Source organism: Iodobacter ciconiae (assembly GCF_003952345.1).
GTDB classification, from domain to species: Bacteria; Pseudomonadota; Gammaproteobacteria; order Burkholderiales; family Chitinibacteraceae; genus Iodobacter; species Iodobacter ciconiae.
The window spans coordinates 3,770,628-3,792,901 of the sequence record NZ_CP034433.1; the positions used below are offsets into that span (position 1 = coordinate 3,770,628).

Genomic DNA, 22,274 nt, shown 5'->3' on the forward strand with positions numbered 1-22,274 from the left:
TGGCTTATTCACGGACATACATGACTTCGCAATCACTATCGTCGACATCCCAGTCGTCATCCCAGTCCTCTTCCAGCATGCCAGCGTCCAGGCGCAGTACATTAACCAGCATGTCCATATCTTCCGGTAATGGTGCTTTCCAGGTCATGGTTTTGCCGGTTTCAGGGTGAATAAGCGACAGTTTTCGGGCATGCAATGCCTGACGTGCAAATTCACCGAGTGTAATACTGACTTCTGGCGAGTGTATTCTGGGTTTTCCGCCATAAATCGGGTCGGCTGCAAGCGGGTGGTTGATATGGGCCATATGCACGCGAATCTGGTGCGTACGGCCAGTTTCGAGCTGGCATTCAACAAGTGTGTGTGCGGTAAAGTGCTCGCGAATCTTATAGTGCGTTACCGCGTGTTTGCCTGAATACACTACCGCCATCTTGATTCTTTCTTTAGGATGACGGCCAATTGGCGCATCTACTTTGCCATCATTAGAAAGCAGACCCTGTGCAATGGCCATGTAGTGGCGCTTGACTGTACGTGCCTGTAATTGCTGCACAAGACTGTTTTGTGCCATCAAGGTGCGTGCAATCACCATTAAGCCACTGGTATCCTTGTCCAGTCGGTGTACGATGCCTGCGCGGGGAATGGTTTTAAGTTCCGGGTAGCGGTGGAGCAGGCCGTTAAGCACGGTGCCCGTCCAGTTGCCTGTGCCGGGATGCACAACCAGGCCCGGTGCTTTATTCAGTACAAGCAAGGTAGCGTCTTCATAAATAATATCTAATTCGATATCTTCAGGCTGAAAGGCACTTTCGTCTGCTTCGGGTTGGGGTAAGACACTAATCGTTTCACCACCCCATAATTTTGTTTTGGGGACGGCAGGATTGCCGTTAAGAAAGACTAGGCCGTCTTTAATCCATGTGGATAGTCGGTTACGGGAGAACTCGGGCAGCATCTTGGCTAAAGCAGCGTCCAGGCGCTCCCCTGCCAAATCGGATGGCACGGTCAGGACACGCGCCTGCTCGAAGTCGTTATAATCGTTTAATTCGTTTTCGGAATGCATCATGAATAAGATTCTACCGCGATTCGTCGTCTCTGCAGTACTTGCCGGATTACTGGCCGCTTGCGCATCCGCTCCTGAAGAACAGGATGAAACCCGTGGCTGGACGGCCGAGAAGATTTTTACCGAGGCAAAAGCAGAGCAGGACAGCCGTAATTTTGATCGCTCAAACAAGCTGTTTGAAAAACTGGAGGCGCGCTTTCCGTATGGACGGCATGCCCAGCAGGCACAAATTGAAACTGCTTATAACCATTATAAAAACCAGGAGCCCCTGCTGGCATTTGCGGCAATTGATCGCTTTATCAAGCAATATCCGGCACATCCAAATATTGATTACGCCTACTATTTAAAGGGTTTGGTTAACTTTAATGAGGCACAAGGCTTTTTATCCAGCCTGATCAAGCAGGATATGTCAGAGCGCGATCCTAAAGCTGCTCGTGAATCATTCGATACCTTTCGCCAGCTTGTTACGCGTTTTCCTGACAGTAAGTATGCGGCCGATTCAACTGTCCGCATGGGCTATCTGGTGGGCGCATTAGCGAGCCATGAATTGCATGTGGCCAAGTACTACTACAACCGTGGTGCGTTCCTAGCAGCGGCCAATCGTGGTAAATATTTACTAGAAACGTATTCGAGTACCAAGCAGGTAGAGCCAGCTTTAGGCATTATGGCTTTGGCTTACGATAAGCTTGGTTTGGTCGAGTTGCGGGATGATGCAAAAAAGGTGTTATTTAAGAATTTTCCTAAAAGCACAGTTCTGGATGAATCCACTTTATTCTTCGATGCGGACTGGTGGAAGCCCTGGTAAGAAATATTTAATTTATTTTCGATACGGGGTTTACAGGCTGAAATTTGCTCTGTAATATTCGGATCTCTTTCGGGGGGTATAGCTCAGTTGGTAGAGCGCTTGCATGGCATGCAAGAGGTCAGCGGTTCGATTCCGCTTACCTCCACCAGATTGAAGTAAGTCATAAAACAGCATGGCTTACGATCGAAGAAGTATGTTCCCATCGTCTAGAGGCCTAGGACACTGCCCTTTCACGGCGGCGACCGGGGTTCGAATCCCCGTGGGAACGCCAGAATGTAAAAGTTTTATCGTGCGGCTGTAGCTCAGTTGGATAGAGTATCTGGCTACGAACCAGAGGGTCAGGAGTTCGAATCTCTTCAGCCGCACCAGTAGTTTATGTTCCCATAGTTTAGCGGTTAGAACACTGCCCTTTCACGGCGGCGGCCGGGGTTCGATTCCCCGTGGGAACGCCAGTTAAAAAAACCTGCTCATGTGGCAGGTTTTTTTTCGTCTGCAAAATTTAGTTTCAAGGTTTCACGTGTAAAATTCTGGCGGGAAGTTCTCCTTTTTCAGGAATACAATCATATATGGCAGCGTTAGGTCGTTTTCTCTCAGTAGAGGGCATTGATGGCGCGGGTAAAAGTACTCAGTTGGCATGGATTGCAGAGTGGCTTGCAAAGCAAGGTGTGGCGTTTGTTCAAACGCGCGAGCCGGGTGGTACATCCTTGGGCGAAAAGCTGCGCGAATTATTGCTAACCGAGCCTATGCACCTGGAAACAGAAACGCTGCTGATGTTTGCCGGGCGGCGTGAGCACCTGGCGCAGGTAATTCTGCCCGCATTAGCGCGTGGCGAATGGGTGCTTTGTGATCGCTTTAGTGACGCCAGTTACGCTTATCAGGGGGGGGGGCGCGGTTTATCCCGTGAGAAGTTTTTTGCTCTGGAAAAATGGGTGCAGGGCAGCGGTCTACATAAAATCCAACCTGATTTAACGTTGATTTTTGATGTACCCTTAGCGATCAGCCAGGAGCGGATGTCGGCGGGGCGTGCTCTGGATCGGTTCGAGCGCGAAGCTGCGGATTTTCATGCACGAGTGCGCGCCGCTTATTTAGAAAGGGCTGCGAGCGAGCCTGAGCGGATTCGAGTGATTGATGCTAACCGCACTTTGGAGCAGATTCAGACCGAGCTTGCCCAGATACTGAGCGCCATACTTTACCAAGAGCGATGAGTGCCACGATGAAAACACTTTACCCTTGGCAAGCAGCGCCCTGGTCACAATTGATGCGCGAAATTGATCGCTTGCCACATGCCTTACTGATTACAGGAGAGGAAGGAATAGGGAAGCGGCGTTTTGCTGAATATCTGGCTCAGCTATTATTATGTGAAGATACTGCAAAAACGACGATGCCATGCGGAGTATGTGATGGCTGCCGCTGGTTTTTGGCAGGAAATCATCTCGATTTTCGTTTGGTTTCCCCTGGCGAGGCCGATGCTGAGGCGAGTGAAGACGCCAAACCTAAGCGTAAATCACAGGTTATTGGCGTTGATGATATTCGTGATCTGGCTGATTTTGTGAATCTAACGGCACATCGAAAGGGTATTCGCGTTACTTTGGTGCATCCGGCAGAAGCTCTGAATATTGCTGCTGCGAATGCTTTTTTAAAAACACTGGAAGAGCCACCGGCTGGTGCCGTGTTTATCCTGGTTTCAAATCACTGGCGGCGTTTGTTACCTACCATCCGCAGCCGTTGCCGCGTGTTTCCTATGGCAATGCCAGATCAAACAGCGGCGACGGGCTGGTTAGCCCAGCAGCAGGTGGTTAATCCCTCTTTGCATCTGGCCCATACCGGCGGTGCGCCTTTGGCCGCTCTGGACGATGCGAGTGCCGAATGGCTGCCCAATCGAAAAGCATTTTTAGAGCATATTGCTAACCCTGTTGTTTTAGATGTGCTGGCGGTGGCCGCAGAGTTGGAAAAAGCTAAACTGGAGATGTCTTTGGTGGTGAGCTGGTTACAAAAATGGGTACACGATTTAATCAGTATAAAAATGACTGGCAAACTTCGCTATTATCCTGATTGGGATAGCGATTTACGCCGTATCGCAACACAGTCGCCCGCATTTTTTCATTATATCGATCGTTTGAATGAGGCCATGCGCCTGGCGCATCATCCCTTAAATCAACGTTTGGTATTTGAATCTTTATTGTTTGCTTATTTAGATGCATTGCGTGGCAAAAGTAGCAGAGGAAGAAAATGAGTGAACCTATCAAAGCTCCGGTTTCCCGTCCCGGTGTGCTATCGCTAAATATTAAAGAAAAAGCCGCTTTATATGCGTCATATATGCCTTTTGTAAAAGGTGGCGGGATTTTTATTCCAACCAATAAAGCATATGCATTAGGTGACGAAGTCTTTATGCTCCTGTCTCTTTTGGATGATCCGGCCAAAATTGCGGTGTCCGGCAATGTGGTATGGATTACGCCTCAGGGCGCAAATAATAATCACCAGCAGGGTATTGGTGTGAAATTCTCCAGTAATGAAGCGGGTAATCAGGCCAAAACCAAGATTGAAGGCTTGCTGGGGGGCTATTTGCAATCTGCCCGTACTACGCACACGATGTAAGTCATTGTAAAAAACCTAAGGTCTGCATACATAGAAAGAGCATCGGGTTTAAAAGCAGAGCATCAGGAAAAGGTGCTTAGGGGCAAAATATTTATTTCTCTGTGCTGCTTCGTGTGTTCTGTGGTTTATAAAAATGCGCTGTGTGCTCAAGTCATGATGTAAAACACCATTCACTTCCCCGAAGTCTCTATGTTTATTGATTCTCATTGTCATATTAATTTCCCCGATCTTGCTGTTAATATTGACCAGCATTTAGCGAAGATGGCGGAAAATAAAGTAACACATGCTTTGTGCGTGGCCGTAAATTTGCCTGAGCTACCCTCGGTGCTGGCCCTTGCCGACGCCCATGCAAATATCTTTGCTTCGGTTGGCGTGCACCCTGATTATGAAGACACACCGGATCCCTCAGTCGAGCAACTGGTTGAGTTGGCTAAGCATAAAAAGGTAGTCGCAATTGGTGAAACAGGGCTGGATTATTATCGTTTACAAGGCGATTTGGAGTGGCAGCGTCAGCGTTTCAGAGTGCATATCCGCGCAGCAAAAATAGCCGGTTTGCCGCTCATTATTCATACCCGCTCCTCTGCGATTGATACGATTCGTATTCTTAAAGAAGAAGGTGCAGCTGAAGTAGGTGGCGTCTTACACTGCTTTACCGAAAGCTGGGAAGTGGCGCAGGCGGCGATGGAGCTGGGGTTTTATATCTCTTTCTCTGGGATTGTGTCGTTTAAAAAAGCCATTGAACTGCACGAAGTAGCGCGTTTAGTACCTTTAGATCGCATGCTGATCGAAACCGATTCGCCCTATCTTGCTCCCATGCCTTTTCGTGGCAAGCAGAATCAGCCGGCCTGGGTGCGCCATGTGGCCGAAGCAATTGCCGATTTACGCGGCGTGAGCGTGAATCAGATTGCTGATGCCAGCAGTGCTAACTTTTTTAAGCTCTTTCACCGGGCCAATGTATGAAAGTAGAGGCGCTTTTACTGGGTGTAGGTTCCAGCGGTGGTTCGCCCGCGCTGGGTTGCTCTTGCCCGACCTGCGCCTCGACTGATCCCAGAAACAGCCGTACCCGTGCTTCTGCCGTGTTGCGTGCCGGGGGTAAAACATTTTTAATTGATACCGGTCCTGATTTGCGCCAGCAAGCCTTGCGCGAGCAGCTTTTGCATGTGGATGCGGTGCTTTATACCCATCCGCACGCTGATCATTTGAACGGTATTGATGATATTCGCGCTTTTTGCTGGCTGCAAAAAGCAGCTATTTCGGTGTTTGGTAACGAGTTTATGCTCGACCATATCCGCCAGCGCTTTCCCTACACTTTGTTTCCGCCTAATAATTTCTGGGACAAACCGGTGCTTAGCCTGCATACGGTTGGTGATGCTGCTTTTGAATTTGCAGGCATCCCGATCGAGCCTATTGCTCTGATGCACGGAAAGTGGCCGATTCTGGGTTATCGCATCGCTAATGTGGCGTATTTGACTGATGTGTCCGAGATCCCTGCTACAAGCATCGCCAAACTGCAGGGCCTGGATATCGTATTTCTGGATTGCCTGCGCCGCGTACCTCACCCTACGCATTTTTCTGTTGATCAGGCCGTTGCCGCCGCCAGGCAAATTGGTGCAAAGCAAACGGTGATGATCCATATGACTCACGAGCTGGAATACCAGGCGCTTTCCCAGGAGTTACCCGCAGGCATGGTGGTGGGGTACGACGGAATGCGCCTAGTTAGCGAAGCGGTTTAATCGCTGAAATGCTAGGTATCCGCTATTGTTTTTCTGGCTTGGTTAATAATTTAAAACCACCAATTTACGCCAGTGATTCAATAGATAATAAGCGGATTGCTAAAAGTATTTTTAAATCAGCAGATGAATATTTTGCGAGTTTTGCTGGTCTGATATTAAAGGGCAATCTTTTCTGGGAAAAAAAGATGATCCGCTGATTTTAAGCCTGGCGATGCCTGAAAGTGATAATGAGCTGGAGGGCGTGATTAAAGAGTCTCGCTCGGAAAGCAAACTCTATAATTGCCGGAGGTTAGCAGATAGTGAGCTGCTGTGTGCTGTAAATGCCGGAAGAATCAGTATTCCTGTTTATTTTACTTTTTCAAAAAACAGAAACTCTGTTGAGGCAGATATAAGAAATAAAGAAGAGGGTGAAGTGCATATCACTAAATATTTATCAGCAAAGTACTCTAAATCAAAATAGAAAAGTTCATTATTCTCGGGTATACAGTGTAATGATGTACCCGTAGCGCTGGCCGTCTTTCAGGCTTGTCACACATCTGCGCAAACCAATTTAGTTTACAAGCCCGCTCTAAAACGGGCTGCGTCGTGGCTTATAATTGGCTGAAATCCGAAGGTTCAACATAGATGTGGCTTGCTGAAATATCAGGCAATAGCCATGTTTACTCCCAGTGCGAGGGGGAGCGGGCGGCTTTTCGCATAAAGTGCAGCTGATGATTAAAATTCCGGCAGTCGCGGCATAACACCAGGTGCAGCCGTAAGCGGTAGCGCTGGCTAAGTGTTAGCGGGCCATCTTGCAGGGAAGATAATAAAATGGATGCTTGGCGGCAGTTCATCATGGTGTGTTGTTTCCAAACCAGTTCTTTTCTAGGCAGAGGCGTAAGCTCATGCGGGCACGGTAGAGCATGGCTGAACAGTTAGTCGCAGTGATTTCTAATTGCTGACAAATCTGCTCAATTTCTAAGCCTAATTCTTCACGCATGGCAAATACCATGGCGGTGCGCTTTGGCATCAATTGGCTGCACCGCGTATAAACGGCCCAGAATTGCTTGTCTTCCAAATTTGCTTCAGGTTTTTCCCAGCGCCTTGGCGCATCTGAGCCCCAGTGGCCGGTTTTATCAAATAGCACATCAAAATCACTGCTGTCCTCCTCGCCATCCACTGTGACCAGTAGTAGCGGATCACGGTAGATGCGGCGCTGGGTGTCGATAATTTTGAATTTTAAAATACCAGTCAGCCAGGTTTTTAGGGAGGACTGGTTATGAAAGGAATCAGGTTTTTCCAGTGCGGCCAGCAGTGTTTCCTGTACGACATCTTCAGCACTGCTGCTGTGTTGTAATTGAAAGAGCGCAAAACGGTAGAGGTAATCTCTGAGCGGCTCTAGGTCTTCGATACGGATGGCCATGAAGATTGCTCTGTTATATGGGGTTAATTGGATATGGTTTTTGTCTGTTTTTTTCTAGCAAGGTGTTTTGTCTTGCACTTACGAGCTGATAATGCGTGGGCGCAAGGGTATGTTCGGTTTGCCATTTTATAGATCAGGCTGTTTTTTCTTCCAGAACATACTTGGCACCCTTGTCCTGCCCAAGAATTTTTACTAGATAAGGCATGGTTTCTCTCAGCGTTTTGGCCAGAGTCCAGGGGGGATTCAAAATAAACATGCCGCTGCCGTGCATTCCAAAGCCGTCTTTAGACGGGCTTTGCACGCTTAGTGCCACGTGCAGCCAGCTGTTGACGCCCAGTTTTTTCAATTCTTCCGGCAGCTGCTTTGATTCCGCACGTTGCAGCTGAGGGTACCAGACAGCATAGGTGCCGGTGGCAAAGCGGCTAAGCGCCTCGTGCAGCATATCGATCACGTAGTCGTAATCGTTTTTGTCTTCGTAAGGCGGATCAATCAGCGTGACGCCACGGCGCGGTGGTGGTGGCAGCACGGCTTTAATCCCGGTAAAGCCATCGCCAGCAATTACCGCTACACGGCGGCCTGCTTCGGCGAAATTTTCTTTCAGGATTTTGCTATCCGAGCTGTGTAGCTCAAACAGGCGTAAGCGATCGGTCGGGCGCAGCAGTTGATCGGCCACATAGGGCGAGCCGGGATACAGCGTGAGCTTGCCATCAGGATTAAGCGCTTTCACCACATCCACATATTCGGCGATGGATTCAGGCAAGTCATCCCTCTCCCACAGGCGGGCGATGCCGCTTTCAAACTCGGCATTCTTGGTGGCATAGCCTTCCGTGAGCGAGTAAACCCCCGCGCCGGAATGGGTGTCGATATACCAGTAGGATTTATCTTTTTGATTAAAGTAAGACAAAATCTGCGTTTGAATATAGTGCTTCAACACATCGGCATGGTTGCCTGCGTGAAAAGCATGGCGGTAGCTAAGCATAACAATCTCTTTATTAACAAATCATAAAAGGGAGGGTGAAACCTACCCTACAGGTCGTTTTTTGGGTTTTTTCTGCCCAGGCAGAGGTTTATCCATTGTTGCAGTATCTGCCCGGACGAATAATGTTTTGCCCGTTGTTTCAGCCATATGGACAGCTCAGGGCGGCGTTGTGTGGAGATGAGTTCTGCCAATGCTTCCCCGCTTGCGGTTTCGACCACAAACTCGCTACGTCTTTTGCCAAATAGCTCATACACACCGCCTGCATTGGTGGAGGCCACGACCAAGCCTAGCGGCATGGCCTCCAGTACCACCAGCGGGCAGCCTTCAAAGCTGGAAGTCAATAGCAGCACATTGGCGGCAGCTAAGTAATCCCCTACATTGCTTTGGTGGCCTGCAAAGCTGATTTGATGATCCAGCTTCATCGTTTTAGCGCTGTTTTTAAGACTGTCTTCCAGCGGGCCATCGCCCACCACCGTTAGCTTGGCGGGTATGCCTTTTTTATTCAGGCTGGCCAAGGTTTCTAGCCACAAATGAGGCTGTTTTTCTACGGCGATGCGGCCTACAAACAGTAATTGCAGCGTTGGGCTAGCTGGTTTTTCCGGATAAATTTTGGCTTCTTTTTCATCGACAAAATTAGGTAAAACCTGCCAGCCATCACCAACCGGCTGTTTTAGCCAGCGCGCCAGCGAATCCCTTGCGTGCTCGGATACAAACACCAATTCATTTAAGCGCCGGTAGATATATTGGCAAGCGCTGCGGTGAATCGGGTTCATTGTGGCGAATTGGTCCAGCTCAAACAGCGGCCCATGTACCCATCCAATTACCCGCGTTTTTAAGCCACGACTTACGGCATAGGCCATATAGAGCGGCATTAAAAAAGTGGCGGCAATCAATATATCGGCGTCTTTAATCTGCTGCCTTGCCGCGCGCCAGCCAGCCAGCCAGGTCCAAGGTTTTTTGCCCTGCCAAGTGCCGGATAAATCGATCACCTCGGCCGTGCCGGTACGCGCCGCCCACAGATTGCGATTACCGCCCAGCATCACAATGCTCACCTTGCAGCCCCGCGCAATCAGCCCTTCAGACACCAGGGCTACACAACGCTCTACGCCGCCCAGGCCCAGATCGCGGACAAAAAATACAATTTTCATGACGGTCTCAAAAAAGATCTGTAGACACAGAGAGAAAAAGCAGAACACGGAGAAAACATAAAACTAGGTTGTGATTCAATTTTTAAGGTTTTCTCTGTGTGCTTTGCATTCTCATTTATCTCTGTGTCTACAGACCTTAGGTTCTTATCTAAATTTTTTAATTAACTGCCAAGCCGTATCGCCAATTAAGCAGCGGATTTTCTGGCGTTTTAGTTTGCCTGTTTCGCTGGCCGGCGGTGGCAGGGCCTGGCTCAGGGTTTTTATTTTGCCCAGCAGAAACAGATTCACTCCAGTGGTGCGTTGCAGGGTATCGACCCAAACTTCACCCAGCGGGCCATGGCTTGTCGGCCAGCTTTCTGCCAGTTGCAGATAAAAATCGCACATCCAGTCAAATTCGGTACGGCTGAGCTGGCGGGCGGGTTCGGCCAGTTCTACAAAGCGTTCCGCATGTTTTTGCATGGCGGCGGGTAGGGCGAAGCGGACGTATTTGCTGCGGATCATTTGTGCGGTGGTGCGCAGCTCATCTTTTTTACTTTGGGTAATTTGCCCGGCGTGGCAACGGTAGTTCAGCAGTACTTCCGGCACGGTGGTAAAGGTGGCACCTGTTTGCGCCAGCTCGCACCACAGCGCGTAATCTTCGGCATGCACGGCGTGGGGTGAATAGGGATGCGCTTTTAATAGTGCAGCCCTCGCTATCACGCTGGGGTGGGCAAAGGCCGGATTAAACAGCAGCATGGCCTTGATGGCACCATCGGTGGAAGGCGTCATCCACTCGCCACTTTTGCCTCCAAAAAAACGAATCCAGCTGCCGCATACATCGGCTTGGGTCTCATTTAGCCGTTGGAGTTGCTTTTCAATCCGCTGTGGATCGCAAATATCATCGGCATCTATGCGGGCAATCCACTCACCCTGCGCTTGGGCTATCGCTTCGTTAAGCGTAGCAATCAGGCCACGATTTTCACGCGTGATAATGGAGAAGCGAGCATCTTTTGCCGCATGCGCCTGTAAAATCGCCAGCGTGGTGTCACTTGAGCCATCGTCTGTAGCGATGCATTCAAAGTTGGTAAAACTCTGGCTGCTGATTGAATCCAGTGTTTCTTGTAAATAGGCCGCTGAGTTGTAGCAGGGCAGAACAAAGCTGACTTTAGGGGAAGGACTCATTTTTATCTCAATACAATGATGCGTACACTATTGGTTGCCAGAGTAGAACCCAAATCCAAATCTTTAACCACGGAGGAAAAGGAGAATACAGAGGGCCACGGAGAAAAGCATAATCAGTAAGGTTTTCTCCGTGAAACTCCGAGTTCTCTGGGATCGAAGTGGTTCAAGATTTGGGTTTTGCTCATTGTGAAATTACTTGTTTAAGCCACCATGCTCCGCATGAATTTTTCGGGCCCGCCACCAAAATGCCAGCACAATAAAGGCTTCAACTGTCAGCACGCTTTGTGCTGCGCGTAAGCCGCCTTGGGCAGAGCCCGGCACCCACCAGCACATTAAAGCCATATTTAGCAGCCCTGCCGCCACCAGCACACGGCTGAAATAGCGCTCAAAGCCGAATACCAGCAGCGTTTGCTGGCCATAAACCAAGGATAAAGCACCGAGCAAAATTACTGGCGAGAGCCAGACCATTACGTTTTGCGAGTTATTTAACGCTAAAAATGCACGCGATAAGCCGAAGTCTGCACCAAAAAGCTGTACACAAAGCGGGGTAAGCAGTGGCAAAAACAGTGCCAGCGCCAGTGTCATCAGCAGGCCGACTGCGCCCTGAATGCGAAAGGCTTTTTTGATTAGTTGGATTGCTGCGGGTTTATCGTTTACCGCCAGCTGGGCTATGCGCGGATAAGTGGCTTGCACCAAGGGGCCGATCAAACCTTGGGCGATATAAACCAGCTTGTTAGCGGCTGCAAATAAGCCCACTTGCAGTGGAGCGGCAAACATTCCCAGTAAAACGGTGGTGGAGGTGGTGTAAAGACTGGTGGAAATCGCCGACAGGAAAAACGGCCAGCTTGCGCGCAGCGCGCCTTTTAGCTCCCGCCATTGCACTCGCACCCACTCTGGTTTTGGCGCGCCCCAGCCGGTAAACCACCATAATAATCCGGCCAAAATTTGCGGTGCGGCTTGCAAAATCACCGCCAGTGCCAGGTCTTGTGGCCCGCTTACCCACAGCAGTAAAAAGCCCAGCGTTAAGGCGCGGGCAAACACCATTAAGCCTGCAGCAAGCTGAAGCTTTTCTTGCCCTTGAAAATACCAAATCGGAAAGAGCACCGAGCTGACGATATACAGCTGGCTCCACAAAAAGATACTGGCGTGTTGCTGCCAGCTACCCAGCGCAAAGGTCAGCCCCAGTAAGATCAGGCTGGATGCCACCATGAGCAGTGTCTTTGCCCAGGTTACCCGCCAGAAAATTCTTGCGGCTTCTTTTGGATTATCTCTTGCCTGCGCCACATCGCGCACCGCCGATAAATTAAAGCCAAAATCAGTTAGCAAAACGCCGTACTGGATGGAGGCAAAGGCAAAATTCATCACCCCAAAGCCCTCTGTTCCCAGCTGTACCAACAGAAAAGGAAAGGTAACAAAAGACACCAAATAATTGAGCCCCTGCACGGCATAGAGGGCAAAGATATTGGATTTCAGGCGGGAGTCTGGCGACATGATTTGTTTCTGGATGCGGGGCACAGATTGTACCGCAGACCTGTGGGCAGGGGATGCGCTATGCCCATATATGGCAATACGACACTTATAAATATTTGAAATCAGCGAGGTGTACTTGGTGTAGGCTTTCATAAAAGCATCGATTGGAAGCAGGCAATGCATTTATTACGCTTACAAATTACCAATTTCCGGGGCATTAGCCAGATTGATTTAAGTCTGGAGCGGGAACGCACTGCGCTCTTTGGTGAAAATAACTGGGGTAAGACCAGCTTGATTACCGCGCTGACCCGCTGCTTAAGTGAAGCTGTGCCACTGGATTCACTGTTTGCCCACGAAGATTTTCACCGCGTGGCCAATACCCGGGCAACGATTGCACGGCGTTTAAATATCACGCTGTTTTTTTGTGGTGCAAGCGACGAGCCGTTGCCCGATGCGGCTTTGCAGGATTTAAGCTGGCAGGATGATGAAGGCCGGCAGTGGCTGGCGCTGCGTTTTTCGGCCGAGCGTTATGGTCATGGTGAGGTGCGCAGCCACCGTAATTTTATTGATGCTCAGGGAGCCGAGCGGCAACACGCGGAGAGCGACACGCTGGCGGTATTGCTGATTCGTCATCATCCGGTGCTGCGTTTTCGTGATATGCAGCTCACCGACTGGCTGGAGCATCCGCGCCTCGCACAAAAAAGCCGCAGCGATGATCTGCCCCAGCCCGCATCTGCTGCGGTGCGTGCGGTGTTCGAGCGGATTCTTACTCTGCCACATCAGCTGCACCCGCAGGAGCTGACACAAGGCCTGGATGCCGTTGAGCAGTTTTTGTCTGAGCACACAGAGCTGCTGCAAGCGCCCGTGCCCTTGCAGCGCCTTGCCAAACAAATTGCCAGCACGCCATTTAATTTACGCGATGACGATAGCCTGCTCGATATTGCCGGGCGGGCCGGCTCCAGCCAGCGGCGGGTGGCGCTATTGATGCTGCTGGGGGCGCTGATTAATGCCCGTGGTGATTTGCCCTTGCAGCAGGGCGCGCATCCGATTTTGTTGATGGAAGATCCGGAAACCCATTTACACCCGATTCAGCTGGCGATGATGTGGGGGTTGATTGAACGATTACCGCTGCAAAAGCTGATTACTACCAATCATGGTGATCTGCTGGCGAGTTTTCCACATCAGGCTTTACGCCGTCTGGTGCGCCGCCATCAGCATGTGCATGTTTATCAGGTTGGGGAACAGGCTTTATCGGCCAGTGACGCACGAAAAGTGGCATTTCATATTCGCGCCAATCGCGCCAGCAGTATGTTTGCCCGGGTCTGGCTGCTGGTGGAGGGTGAAACCGAGTTCTGGCTGATGCCCGAGCTGGCGCGGATTTATGGTGTGAATTTTCCAATGGAGGGCATACGTTGCGTCGAATTTGCCCAGGCTGGCTTAACGCCGCTGATTAAATTTGCCGATCGCTTAGGGATCGTCTGGCATCTGATTGCCGATGGTGATGAAGCGGGCCAGCGCTATATCGCCAAGGCCAGAAGCTTGCTGAACGACAGACCCGATGCTTTGCATATTACCGCCATCACCAGCCGTGACATTGAGCACTATCTGTGGGATAACGGCTTTGCCGATACTTACCGCAATGCGGCCAAACCCCGTGGACCGCTTAATCATTGGCACCAGGCTGCAATAGATGCTGCACCGCCCCGCTCTGACGAAGAAATCATCCAGCGTGCGCTACGTTATCACTCCAAACCCGGTATGGCCCTGGAAATAGCTGAAGCTGCCGAAATAGCAGGTGCTGAGGCTATTCCGCAAGAATTACAGCAAATGTTTGATACATTGCAGCAGCTGGCAAGTTATAGCGAGTGAGGTTGTTGTGCTGGCTTTGTTTTAAGGCAAAAAAATAAAGGCGCATTTGAATGCGCTTTTATACTGCTCATTTACTAAGCCTTGATTGCCCTATATTGCTCCGTTAAACCCATTGGGGTTCTGGCTTTGCCATTTCCAGCTGTCCTGACACATATCATCCAGGGTTTTTTCAGCTTTCCAGCCCAGTATGGCAAGCGCCGAGGCGGGGTTGGCGTAGCAGGCTGCGATGTCCCCTGCACGGCGTGGCACAATTTTGTATGGAACGGCTTTGCCGGAGGCTTTTTCAAAGGCTTTAACCATATCCAGCACAGAGTAACCAACACCTGTACCCAGATTGACGGTCACTAAGCCGGGGGTGCCTGCTAGTTTTTGCAGGGCTTTCACATGGCCGAGTGCCAGATCAACGACATGGATGTAATCGCGTACACCGGTGCCATCGGGTGTTGGGTAGTCATTGCCAAACACCGATAGTTTTTCGCGCTTGCCCACGGCAACTTGCGCCACAAAAGGCATTAGGTTGTTTGGAATGCCTTGTGGGTCTTCACCGATCAGGCCAGAAATATGTGCGCCGACTGGATTGAAATAGCGCAGCAGGGCAAAATTCCAGCTGGTGTCAGCTTTAAAGATATCACGGAGGATATCTTCAACCATCAGCTTGGAGCGGCCATATGGGTTGGTAGCGGAAAGCGGAAAATCTTCGGTAATGGGTACTGCGTGCGGGTCGCCATACACGGTGGCGCTGGATGAGAACACCAGATTTTTAACGCCGGCGGCATCCATGGCTTCAAGCAGGCGCTGGGTGCCAACCACATTGTTATCATAATACATCAGCGGTTTTTCAACGGATTCACCCACAGCTTTTAAGCCGGCAAAGTGAATCACGGCGCTAAAGTTGTAGCGCTGAAACACGGCTTTTAAAGCCGCTGCATCGCGCACATCGCCGGTTACACATTCGGCGGCCTGCCCGGTGATGTTGGCGATGCGGTTCAGGACTTCTGGGTTGGCGTTATAAAAATTATCAAAAATAACGGGTTTAAAGCCCGCGGCAAGTAGCTCGATATAGGTGTGTGAGCCAATATAGCCAGCTCCACCAGTCAGTAAAACGTGCATGGAAAACTCCTGTTAATGTCTAGGATGGTACGCCCACGTATGGATTGTGTTGAAGTCCACTTACAAACTGATGCTTTAGCGTCGTTCCTGCCGCCACAACATAAAGGCGGCTGCAGACAGAAAAAGCAGAGTAGGAATAGAAACAACAACAGGTGGAGGCCAGTTATATAAATCGCCCAGATAAACCACAATCTGGTTGGAAAAATGAAATATTAGCCCGCAAGCAATGCCAATAAAGACCCGTACGCCAGCATTGCTGCTACGGCGCTGACTTTGGGCGAAGGGCAGGGCGATCAGGACCATGGATAAGCAGGCCAGCGGGTAAAATAATTTTCCCCACAGGGCCAGCTCATAGCGGGATGTCTTTTGTTTATTGCGCTTTAAGTGATCGATATAGCTCAGTAAAGAGGTTGCCGACATCTGGGCAGGCTCGACCAGCAGTACGGCTAACATGGCGGGTGAAATTGATGTTTGCCAGTTGAAAACGGCGGGTTTACTGAGTGCAACACCGGCGTGTTCGGGCAAAAACCGAGTCACTGTGGCTTTTTGTAAAGTCCAGTTCCCCTTGCTCTGGAAACGGCCGTTGTGCCCTTCGATCACTCTTTCCAGGGTAAGCGTTTTGCCAAATTCATAAATACGTGCATGAACAACTGTTAAATCGGGCAGCATTTCGGCGATATTTACAATTTGCTTGCCATCTTTAATCCAGACTCCAGATCTGAAATCACCAACAAGCATGGATTGGGTGGCCGCCAGCCGGTGCTGATTAGCCATGCGTTTGCCCGCAGGCGCAATGTATTCGCCCAGAAGTAGGGTGATGAGACCATAAAATGCACCAATCAGACAAAGCCAGAGTAAAAGCCGTTTGAGTGATACGCCGGAAGCACGGATAACCGTAAGCTCTGATGAGCCGGATAAATGTGATAGCCCGAAAATGCCACCAATCAGTACTGCAATGGGGAGTAATTCGTAGGCATTGGCAGGCGCACGCAGTGCGACGTAAATCAGCGCGTCGCTTAGGCGATAGCCACCTATGCCCAGATCGGTAAGCTCGGCAATTAAATCGAAAAAAGTATAAAGACCCAGGAGACCGATCAGCGCAAACAGAATAAAAAGTGAGAGTTCGCGCATTAAATAGCGAGACAGGAGACTCATTTCAACTTCCTCGCAACTTGCTGCGCCAGGCAAAAAGACCCAGTGTAATTAATAGTGCTGCCGCGTGCAGCGGCCACATACCCAGCATGAGCGAGATTTTTCCATCACTCAGCCAGGCCTGTGCAATATTGATGCAGTTGTAATAAAAGAAATAGGCAAAAACGGCGACCAATAAGTTGGAAGCCCGCCCGCCCCGGGGGTTAAAAAATGCCAGTGGAATAGCCGCCAGGCTGAGAATCAGGGCAGAGACAGGAATCGCCAGGCGCCAGGCTAATTCGGCTTTGTGCTCGGGCAGTGCGCTGTTCCAGAGCGCCATGGTGCTGGTCGCTCGAGTGGACGTGCTGGAGCGGGGTGGGTCGCCCGCTTCGATACGCAACCGGGCATTTTCAAATTCCAGTGTTTCATAGGCAGCAGTACCGGGTAAGCCCTCGTAAGATCTGCCTTTGGCAAGCCATAGCCAGCGAGAGCCGTCGCTATCGAGGTAGAGGCCGCCTTTTTCTGCCAGAATGACAGTTAGTTTTTCATCACGGCGTAATTGTACAAACACATTGTTACCATTACCTCCGGTGAAGTTTTCAACAAAATAAACACGATCAGCCGCAGGAGATTCTCTGAATACACCGGGGGCAACCTGGGTAACTTCCTGACGTGAGAGCGATTTTTCTTTGTATTCCTGTCCTTTTTCCAGGGCCCAGGGGGAAAGCACCATAGATAACAGCGCAATAAGGATCACCACAGGTATGGTAAATTCAAGAATAGGGCGGATAAAGCTCATGATCGAGCGCCCGCTGACAAACCAGATGACCATTTCATGGTCTTTCCAAAGCCGGGTAAGCACCGCCAGAATGGAAAAGAACAACATGAGCGACAAAAGAATGGGTAAATAGCGCACAGCAGCAAAACCCATCATGGCCCAGACTGCAGAGCTGGCGAGAGCACCAATGGCGGCCTGGCCGAGCAGGCGTACAATTTGCGTTGTCATAATCAGCATGAGCAACACGAAGAAGGTCCCAAGGGCGACCCAGGACATTTCCTGAATTAGGCTTTTACGAAACAGCATGGGCGTTTTTGACTTTGCGGGGGGACTAGGAAATAATCGAGCGAAATTTTCGCGGCCTTTAAACTTAGCAATAGGAAGCAATAATGGAATTTAGCATAAATCTATCTGTCCCCGAAAAAACTGCAGCGGATTGTTTGGTGTTGCCGGTTTTTGGTACACAACTTTCTACACTTGCAGCGGGCCTGGACAAAGACGGCTGGTTGGCAGAAACCTGCAATGAATTGGGCGATAGCGTTGGCTCCACTTTATATATTCCCTTGCCTGGCCGCCGTGTTTTACTAGTACAGCTTGGCGACGAAAAAAAGCTGAATGCAGACGCCCTGCGCAAGGCCGCGCTGGCTGCGGCCAAAGCGTTGGTTGCGGGTAAATCTACTTCTGCAGATATTTTTCTGGCCATTGCCGCGGCAAAAACGCTTGGCCTGAAAGATGCGGTTGCTATTATCGCTCAGGCTCTGGTTTTTGAAAGCTACCGATTCGTGCAGTTTAAATCCGAACCGGAAGTTGCTCCTGTTTTGACGGCTGTAAATATTGCCGTAAGCAAGAAATCCGAAGTAGAAAAAGCCGAGCACGGCCTGCAAGCCGGCGTTGCGCTTGGCCACGGCATGAATCTAACCCGTGATCTGGGCAATTTGCCTGGCAATATTTGCACACCGACTTATCTCGCTAATGCTGCTCATTTACTGGCGGCCAGCTACAAAATGAAATGCACTGTGCTGGAAAAGCCAGAAATGGAAGCACTCGGCATGGGCTCATTCTTATCTGTAGCTCAGGGTAGCATTGAGCCGCCTAAGCTGATTTGCCTTGAATACCAGGGCGGTAAGAAATCAGAAAAGCCTGTGGTGCTGGTGGGTAAAGGTATTACCTTTGATTCGGGTGGTATCTCGCTCAAGCCCGGCCTTGATATGGACGAAATGAAGTTTGATATGTGCGGCGCTGCTACCGTAATGGGCGTGATTCGCGCTATTGCCGAGCAAGGCTTGCCGATCAACGTGGTTGGTGTGATCCCGACTTGCGAAAACATGCCTTCTGGTAAAGCAGTAAAACCGGGTGATATTGTTACTTCGATGAGCGGCCAGACGATTGAAATCCTCAATACCGATGCTGAAGGCCGTCTGATTCTGTGTGACGCGCTGACTTACGTTGCGCGTTATGAGCCAGAGCTGGTCATTGATATCGCCACTCTGACCGGTGCCATTATTATTGGTCTGGGCAATGTCGCCAGCGGTTTATTTACCACTAATGATCAACTGGCCGATGATTTAATCAAAGCCTCAAATGAAACCGGTGACAAAACATGGCGCATGCCGCTGTGGGATGATTACCAGGAGCAGTTGAAATCCAACTTTGCCGATATGGCCAATATCGGTGGCCGTGCTGCGGGGTCAATCACTGCTGCTGCTTTTCTTAGCCGCTTTACCAAGGAATACACATGGGCTCACCTGGATATCGCGGGTGTGGCGCATAAGTCTGGCGCGGCAAAAGGCGCAACAGGCCGCCCTGTGCCATTGCTGGTCGAGTTTTTAACTCAGCGCGCCGCAGCTAAAAAGAAATAATTTAGTTTGCTGTTAAATAGCCCGCTCAGGTGTATTTATGCCTGAGCGGGCCGGTGATTTATTGCATTTATCTTTTGATCCGATAAAGCCGATGCGTATGCTGCTAAAGTGGAGCGCTGTATTAGCCCGCTGTGCTATTTCTGTTCAGTTTCCTGCTTATGAGTTGATTGGGAAATGCTCAGGCGATCTGATGAGAATCAAGGGAGAACCGGCTTTTGCAATTCGTGATAAGAAAGTCAAATTGATTTGTTACTGGCCTAAGATAAGTAGAGAAAATTAAAAAACCGGTAATGCTATCCAAAGAAATCACGGCTTATTTTAAATTTCCTAAAGGCAGCGGTATTCTTTGTTACTTTGGGGCTTTACTTACTTCAAATTGCTGGTACTTTGATAAAAGAAAAGGCCTTTTTGCACAGGCAGGCGGCTGGTTTTTTAAATAAAAAGCTAAAAGTGGGCTGTTATACTTACTGGTATGGACTGATTACAACGATATTTTTTTAGCATTTAGATTAATCCTCCGGGATTAAATACAAAATACGGTTTACTAAAAGCCTAATGACTGAAATTTCTTTCTACTTCAATGTACCTAATCGTGAGCATGCTCTTTGCCAGCTGGTGGGTAAGGCTCTGGCAAAGCGTTTAAGTATCAATATCCTTGCAGACAGCCAGGCCGCTGCTACTGCGCTGGATGGCTTGCTGTGGGAAGTACCACAGACGGGTTTCTTACCGCATTGTGCTGCAGATGATGCCATTGTGGCAGACACCCCGATTGTGCTGGATTACCGCCCCGAGCTTTTGCCTGCCCGGCAATTGCTGTTTAACTGGACAAATGGTTTGCCTGCGGGTTTTGAGCGTTATCAGCGGGTTGTTGAAGTTGTTCCTATTGATGAGGAGGCTCGTATATTGGCTCGCGAACGCTGGAAAGCTTATGTGGCACAGGGCTTTAAGCCTACTTCTTTCGATATGATGGATAGAGCGGGATGAGCCACGAGTCTGAATCCAGTCCTTTATTCGATAAAATGGACGCGCTGCTGGCGCGTCATCGTGGTGGTCCTTCGGCCGGGGCTATTCCTGTCTTAAGGGATGAGGCAGACGATATCCCTGTGCTAACCGAGACGGTGGATGGAGCCTCTGATGAAGTTGCCGTTTTTGATGATATTTTAATGTTTCCTCCCGAAATGTTTTTTGCTGAGGAGGAGGAGATAGCAGAAGTTCAGCCTTTTGAGCCAGATCCCCCCGTAGTGTCCGCTGCGCCTGTGGTGGAGTTTTTGGATTTACCGCTACTTGACTTAAATGCGTTGTCACAGGCAAACCCCTGGGGTGGTGGCTGGGAAGCGCCTGATTTACCGGTTGATGAAGAAACTCCCGATGAAAGTCTGACGTCCATTTTACTGGTGAGCGTTGATAATGAGGCGGACTGGGAAGATGAGCCACTTTTTAGTCCGCCAGAGCAGGAGTTAGCAGAAGCGCTGTTAGAGGCTGTGCCGGAAGTGCCGGAGCGTAGCGAGCAGGCCATTGCAGAATTAAGTGCAACGGTTGCAGCGCAGCTTGGTGTTGAAATTGCCACTGAGGTTGAGCAGCTAACACGCCAGCATTTTGCCCGTTTAATGAGTACTTTTTACGAAGATACGCTGCAACGCCTGATGAGTGATATGACCATAGAAATCGAGCAGAAGCTTTTGCCGCGAGTAGAAGAACTAGTAAAAAAGGAGCTGTATAAACATTATGAGTAGGTGAATGGTATTTCATTTTTTTCTAATAGATTTTCGGTTATGACTACAGATATCGGGCTTCCTCCTTTTTTGCCATTTTTATTTCCTTTGCTCAGTGCTCTGCCGGATGAAGTACGGGCGGCGCTTATTCAGAGTGGCTCGCAACATCTGGCTCTGAAGGGAGATATTATCTGGGATGAAGGGTTTCCTATTGAAACGGTATTGTTTTTGTCTGATGGAGCCTTATCGGCAATGTCGAATACGGAGATGGGAAAACGCTCTTTTTTGTATGGCTTAATGCCCGCAGGGTCAATTGCCGGCTTACATGCTTTATTTGAAGAAAGTGAAACACAATTTTGTTTAAGTGCTTTGCAAGATAGCCATTATTTGCTTGTTCCACTGGACAGGCTCAGTGCCGCTTTAGATCAGCATCCGCCTGCATGGAAAATCTGTGCAAAAGAGCTGGCCGTTGGCACAAAGTTTTTACTGAATTTTGTCAATTTGCTTGCCAATACAAATGGCTATAAAAAGTTACGCACTCTATTACTCTGGCTGGACAGGCGCGCTGCTATGTCCCCGAACCAGTTTGGTTTAAAACTAAGTCAGCAGGATATTGCGGCCCGTATTGGCTTGTCCCGGGAAATGGTTAACCGGATGCTGGCAGGGTTGAAGGAGGGGGGGTATATCTCTTTGGATGAGCGCGGGCATTTTCGGATTATTAAACCTTTGCCTGCTCATTTTTAGCCGCTTTATGTGTGAAATCGCACAAGGGCTGTTCTTTGAGGCTGCATGCCCTTTAATATTGCCTGACTTTTATATGTATGAAACCTAAAGACATAGGTGTTATTGCCTGCTGTCGCTGCAACGACAGCATTTTTGTATCTTATGTAATGGCATGAAAAATAAGCAGATAAATCTGTGGATATGGTTTTAGAAATGGTTAAAACCATGGCTGACTCACTTGATAAATAAAGGGAATCAGTGTTTTTATGAATGGGTATAAAACAGGGCAAAAATTTGGGAACGTAATTGATTTGTAATCTAAAACAGATCCGGATTCCCTGGTCGTGGTGGATGCCGCGTTGTGATAGCTAATGATACCTGGCAGCCAGGATTTGGGGTAAAAGGTCTGAGAAATAGTGTATTTATTTTCCCCCGGATTTTGTTATGGCAGTAAAAAACTTTGAATTAATAGGGTGAGTATATTAATTGATAAAGTTGAAACCCGCGATGATGCGGGTTTTTTTTGTCCTTTAAAAAGAGACTTGTTGCTATTTAATGCTAATAATTTATCTTGGATTGCCGGTTAATGACGGCTTGGAGCCTCATTTTATTTATTTGTTGAAAGTACAATAAGCAGCTTACCTGTTATTTAAATATTAGAATTTAATTTTTTACAGATCTGACTACTGTTATTTATTTGATAATTGATTTGTCAGTTTTTTTATGATGATTTTTGTCTGTAATTAGG

The 22,274-nt window shown here is 49.2% G+C and carries 24 protein-coding genes and 4 tRNA genes; 18 read left to right on the forward strand and 10 right to left on the reverse strand.

The genetic code is table 11. The features are described 5' to 3' along the window. Positions 1-4: 4 nt before the first annotated feature. Entirely contained in the window at positions 5-1,054 is a 1,050-nt protein-coding gene (gene rluD, locus EJO50_RS16605; RefSeq protein ID WP_125976037.1) for a 23S rRNA pseudouridine(1911/1915/1917) synthase RluD, read from the reverse strand. On the opposite strand from rluD, the gene EJO50_RS16610 reads away from it, so the two are divergent. From EJO50_RS16610 to EJO50_RS16665, 12 genes are all read left to right on the forward strand, one after another. Beyond that, positions 1,053-1,856 carry an outer membrane protein assembly factor BamD gene (locus EJO50_RS16610; RefSeq protein ID WP_125976039.1) on the forward strand — a complete coding sequence of 268 codons (804 nt, stop codon included), beginning with the start codon at positions 1,053-1,055 and terminating at the stop codon, positions 1,854-1,856. The genes rluD and EJO50_RS16610 overlap by 2 nt on opposite strands. A 72-nt stretch (positions 1,857-1,928) precedes the next feature. Beyond that, a tRNA-Ala gene (locus EJO50_RS16615) sits at positions 1,929-2,004 on the forward strand. 47 nt (positions 2,005-2,051) lie between these two features. Further along, positions 2,052-2,127 (forward strand) — tRNA-Glu (locus EJO50_RS16620). A 20-nt stretch (positions 2,128-2,147) separates the two neighbouring features. Further along, a tRNA-Arg gene (locus EJO50_RS16625) sits at positions 2,148-2,224 on the forward strand. Positions 2,225-2,233: 9 nt separating this feature from the next. Further along, a tRNA-Glu gene (locus tag EJO50_RS16630) sits at positions 2,234-2,308 on the forward strand. A gap of 114 nt (positions 2,309-2,422) precedes the next feature. After that, positions 2,423-3,061 carry a dTMP kinase gene (gene tmk / locus EJO50_RS16635; protein WP_125976041.1) on the forward strand — a complete coding sequence of 213 codons (639 nt, stop codon included), beginning with the start codon at positions 2,423-2,425 and terminating at the stop codon, positions 3,059-3,061. An 8-nt stretch (positions 3,062-3,069) separates the two neighbouring features. Next, positions 3,070-4,089, forward strand: a complete 1,020-nt coding sequence (holB, locus tag EJO50_RS16640) for a DNA polymerase III subunit delta' (protein WP_164521544.1) — start codon at positions 3,070-3,072, stop codon at positions 4,087-4,089. After that, positions 4,086-4,451, forward strand: coding sequence for a PilZ domain-containing protein (locus EJO50_RS16645; RefSeq protein WP_125976045.1), 366 nt, complete (start codon positions 4,086-4,088; stop codon positions 4,449-4,451). Before holB ends, EJO50_RS16645 begins: the two co-directional genes overlap by 4 nt. Positions 4,452-4,640: 189 nt before the next feature. Continuing rightward, entirely contained in the window at positions 4,641-5,411 is a 771-nt protein-coding gene (locus EJO50_RS16650) for a TatD family hydrolase (RefSeq protein ID WP_125976047.1), read from the forward strand. Continuing rightward, positions 5,408-6,184 carry an MBL fold metallo-hydrolase gene (locus tag EJO50_RS16655; protein WP_125976049.1) on the forward strand — a complete coding sequence of 259 codons (777 nt, stop codon included), beginning with the start codon at positions 5,408-5,410 and terminating at the stop codon, positions 6,182-6,184. Before EJO50_RS16650 ends, EJO50_RS16655 begins: the two co-directional genes overlap by 4 nt. Before the next feature lie 8 nt (positions 6,185-6,192). After that, positions 6,193-6,381, forward strand: a complete 189-nt coding sequence (locus EJO50_RS16660; protein WP_125976051.1) for a hypothetical protein — start codon at positions 6,193-6,195, stop codon at positions 6,379-6,381. Between the two features lie 14 nt (positions 6,382-6,395). Further along, entirely contained in the window at positions 6,396-6,644 is a 249-nt protein-coding gene (locus EJO50_RS16665; protein ID WP_125976052.1) for a hypothetical protein, read from the forward strand. A gap of 199 nt (positions 6,645-6,843) precedes the next feature. On the opposite strand, the gene EJO50_RS16670 is transcribed toward EJO50_RS16665, so the two are convergent. The 6 genes from EJO50_RS16670 to EJO50_RS16695 form a co-directional block, all read right to left on the reverse strand. Further along, complete coding sequence (locus tag EJO50_RS16670) at positions 6,844-7,020, reverse strand: zf-HC2 domain-containing protein (RefSeq protein ID WP_125976054.1); 177 nt, start codon at positions 7,018-7,020, stop codon at positions 6,844-6,846. Beyond that, on the reverse strand, positions 7,017-7,586 hold the full coding sequence (locus tag EJO50_RS16675; RefSeq protein WP_125976056.1) for a sigma-70 family RNA polymerase sigma factor: 570 nt from the start codon (positions 7,584-7,586) through the stop codon (positions 7,017-7,019). Before EJO50_RS16675 ends, EJO50_RS16670 begins: the two co-directional genes overlap by 4 nt. 133 nt (positions 7,587-7,719) lie before the next feature. After that, on the reverse strand, positions 7,720-8,565 hold the full coding sequence (locus EJO50_RS16680) for a 23S rRNA (adenine(2030)-N(6))-methyltransferase RlmJ (RefSeq protein WP_125976058.1): 846 nt from the start codon (positions 8,563-8,565) through the stop codon (positions 7,720-7,722). A 47-nt stretch (positions 8,566-8,612) separates the two neighbouring features. Further along, the gene (locus EJO50_RS16685) at positions 8,613-9,713 is read right to left on the reverse strand and encodes a glycosyltransferase (protein WP_125976060.1); all 1,101 of its coding nucleotides are present in this window, start codon (positions 9,711-9,713) and stop codon (positions 8,613-8,615) included. Between the two features lie 144 nt (positions 9,714-9,857). Next, positions 9,858-10,874, reverse strand: coding sequence for a glycosyltransferase family 2 protein (locus tag EJO50_RS16690; protein ID WP_125976062.1), 1,017 nt, complete (start codon positions 10,872-10,874; stop codon positions 9,858-9,860). Between the two features lie 192 nt (positions 10,875-11,066). Further along, positions 11,067-12,365 carry an oligosaccharide flippase family protein gene (locus EJO50_RS16695; protein WP_164521545.1) on the reverse strand — a complete coding sequence of 433 codons (1,299 nt, stop codon included), beginning with the start codon at positions 12,363-12,365 and terminating at the stop codon, positions 11,067-11,069. Positions 12,366-12,521: 156 nt separating this feature from the next. Here EJO50_RS16695 and EJO50_RS16700 point away from each other — a divergent pair, with 156 nt between their 5' ends. Continuing rightward, complete coding sequence (locus EJO50_RS16700; protein WP_125976066.1) at positions 12,522-14,213, forward strand: DUF2813 domain-containing protein; 1,692 nt, start codon at positions 12,522-12,524, stop codon at positions 14,211-14,213. Positions 14,214-14,303: 90 nt separating this feature from the next. Here EJO50_RS16700 and galE read toward each other — a convergent pair whose 3' ends face one another. From galE to lptF, 3 genes are all read right to left on the reverse strand, one after another. Then, positions 14,304-15,323: a UDP-glucose 4-epimerase GalE gene (galE, locus tag EJO50_RS16705; RefSeq protein ID WP_125976068.1), complete on the reverse strand. Its 1,020-nt coding sequence runs from the start codon at positions 15,321-15,323 to the stop codon at positions 14,304-14,306. A 75-nt stretch (positions 15,324-15,398) separates the two neighbouring features. Next, positions 15,399-16,478: an LPS export ABC transporter permease LptG gene (gene lptG, locus EJO50_RS16710; RefSeq protein WP_125976070.1), complete on the reverse strand. Its 1,080-nt coding sequence runs from the start codon at positions 16,476-16,478 to the stop codon at positions 15,399-15,401. Position 16,479: 1 nt separating this feature from the next. Beyond that, positions 16,480-17,508, reverse strand: coding sequence for an LPS export ABC transporter permease LptF (gene lptF, locus EJO50_RS16715; protein ID WP_164521546.1), 1,029 nt, complete (start codon positions 17,506-17,508; stop codon positions 16,480-16,482). 113 nt (positions 17,509-17,621) lie between these two features. On the opposite strand from lptF, the gene EJO50_RS16720 reads away from it, so the two are divergent. From EJO50_RS16720 to EJO50_RS16740, 5 genes are all read left to right on the forward strand, one after another. Beyond that, positions 17,622-19,091: a leucyl aminopeptidase gene (locus EJO50_RS16720; RefSeq protein WP_125976073.1), complete on the forward strand. Its 1,470-nt coding sequence runs from the start codon at positions 17,622-17,624 to the stop codon at positions 19,089-19,091. A gap of 37 nt (positions 19,092-19,128) precedes the next feature. Beyond that, entirely contained in the window at positions 19,129-19,371 is a 243-nt protein-coding gene (locus EJO50_RS16725; protein WP_125976075.1) for a hypothetical protein, read from the forward strand. Positions 19,372-19,646: 275 nt separating this feature from the next. After that, positions 19,647-20,075, forward strand: a complete 429-nt coding sequence (locus tag EJO50_RS16730; protein ID WP_125976077.1) for a DNA polymerase III subunit chi — start codon at positions 19,647-19,649, stop codon at positions 20,073-20,075. Beyond that, positions 20,072-20,824, forward strand: a complete 753-nt coding sequence (locus tag EJO50_RS16735; protein WP_125976079.1) for a hypothetical protein — start codon at positions 20,072-20,074, stop codon at positions 20,822-20,824. The genes EJO50_RS16730 and EJO50_RS16735 overlap by 4 nt, the downstream gene beginning before the upstream one ends. 39 nt (positions 20,825-20,863) lie before the next feature. After that, positions 20,864-21,547, forward strand: coding sequence for a Crp/Fnr family transcriptional regulator (locus EJO50_RS16740; protein ID WP_125976081.1), 684 nt, complete (start codon positions 20,864-20,866; stop codon positions 21,545-21,547). The last annotated feature ends 727 nt before the right edge of the window (positions 21,548-22,274 follow it).

Coding starts and splice junctions, on each gene's coding strand:
- EJO50_RS16660 (WP_125976051.1), top strand. CDS start 6,193: ATGCTAGGTATCCGCTATTGTTTTTCTGGCTTGGTTAATAATTTAAAA.
- EJO50_RS16740 (WP_125976081.1), top strand. CDS start 20,864: ATGACTACAGATATCGGGCTTCCTCCTTTTTTGCCATTTTTATTTCCT.
- galE (WP_125976068.1), bottom strand. CDS start 15,323: ATGCACGTTTTACTGACTGGTGGAGCTGGCTATATTGGCTCACACACC.
- lptF (WP_164521546.1), bottom strand. CDS start 17,508: ATGTCCTGGGTCGCCCTTGGGACCTTCTTCGTGTTGCTCATGCTGATT.
- EJO50_RS16655 (WP_125976049.1), top strand. CDS start 5,408: ATGAAAGTAGAGGCGCTTTTACTGGGTGTAGGTTCCAGCGGTGGTTCG.
- EJO50_RS16650 (WP_125976047.1), top strand. CDS start 4,641: ATGTTTATTGATTCTCATTGTCATATTAATTTCCCCGATCTTGCTGTT.
- EJO50_RS16725 (WP_125976075.1), top strand. CDS start 19,129: ATGCCTGAGCGGGCCGGTGATTTATTGCATTTATCTTTTGATCCGATA.
- tmk (WP_125976041.1), top strand. CDS start 2,423: ATGGCAGCGTTAGGTCGTTTTCTCTCAGTAGAGGGCATTGATGGCGCG.
- EJO50_RS16645 (WP_125976045.1), top strand. CDS start 4,086: ATGAGTGAACCTATCAAAGCTCCGGTTTCCCGTCCCGGTGTGCTATCG.
- EJO50_RS16735 (WP_125976079.1), top strand. CDS start 20,072: ATGAGCCACGAGTCTGAATCCAGTCCTTTATTCGATAAAATGGACGCG.
- EJO50_RS16720 (WP_125976073.1), top strand. CDS start 17,622: ATGGAATTTAGCATAAATCTATCTGTCCCCGAAAAAACTGCAGCGGAT.
- rluD (WP_125976037.1), bottom strand. CDS start 1,054: ATGATGCATTCCGAAAACGAATTAAACGATTATAACGACTTCGAGCAG.
- EJO50_RS16665 (WP_125976052.1), top strand. CDS start 6,396: ATGCCTGAAAGTGATAATGAGCTGGAGGGCGTGATTAAAGAGTCTCGC.
- EJO50_RS16700 (WP_125976066.1), top strand. CDS start 12,522: ATGCATTTATTACGCTTACAAATTACCAATTTCCGGGGCATTAGCCAG.
- EJO50_RS16680 (WP_125976058.1), bottom strand. CDS start 8,565: ATGCTTAGCTACCGCCATGCTTTTCACGCAGGCAACCATGCCGATGTG.
- EJO50_RS16685 (WP_125976060.1), bottom strand. CDS start 9,713: ATGAAAATTGTATTTTTTGTCCGCGATCTGGGCCTGGGCGGCGTAGAG.
- EJO50_RS16675 (WP_125976056.1), bottom strand. CDS start 7,586: ATGGCCATCCGTATCGAAGACCTAGAGCCGCTCAGAGATTACCTCTAC.
- lptG (WP_125976070.1), bottom strand. CDS start 16,478: ATGAGTCTCCTGTCTCGCTATTTAATGCGCGAACTCTCACTTTTTATT.
- EJO50_RS16695 (WP_164521545.1), bottom strand. CDS start 12,365: ATGTCGCCAGACTCCCGCCTGAAATCCAATATCTTTGCCCTCTATGCC.
- holB (WP_164521544.1), top strand. CDS start 3,070: ATGAAAACACTTTACCCTTGGCAAGCAGCGCCCTGGTCACAATTGATG.
- EJO50_RS16670 (WP_125976054.1), bottom strand. CDS start 7,020: ATGATGAACTGCCGCCAAGCATCCATTTTATTATCTTCCCTGCAAGAT.
- EJO50_RS16610 (WP_125976039.1), top strand. CDS start 1,053: ATGAATAAGATTCTACCGCGATTCGTCGTCTCTGCAGTACTTGCCGGA.
- EJO50_RS16690 (WP_125976062.1), bottom strand. CDS start 10,874: ATGAGTCCTTCCCCTAAAGTCAGCTTTGTTCTGCCCTGCTACAACTCA.
- EJO50_RS16730 (WP_125976077.1), top strand. CDS start 19,647: ATGACTGAAATTTCTTTCTACTTCAATGTACCTAATCGTGAGCATGCT.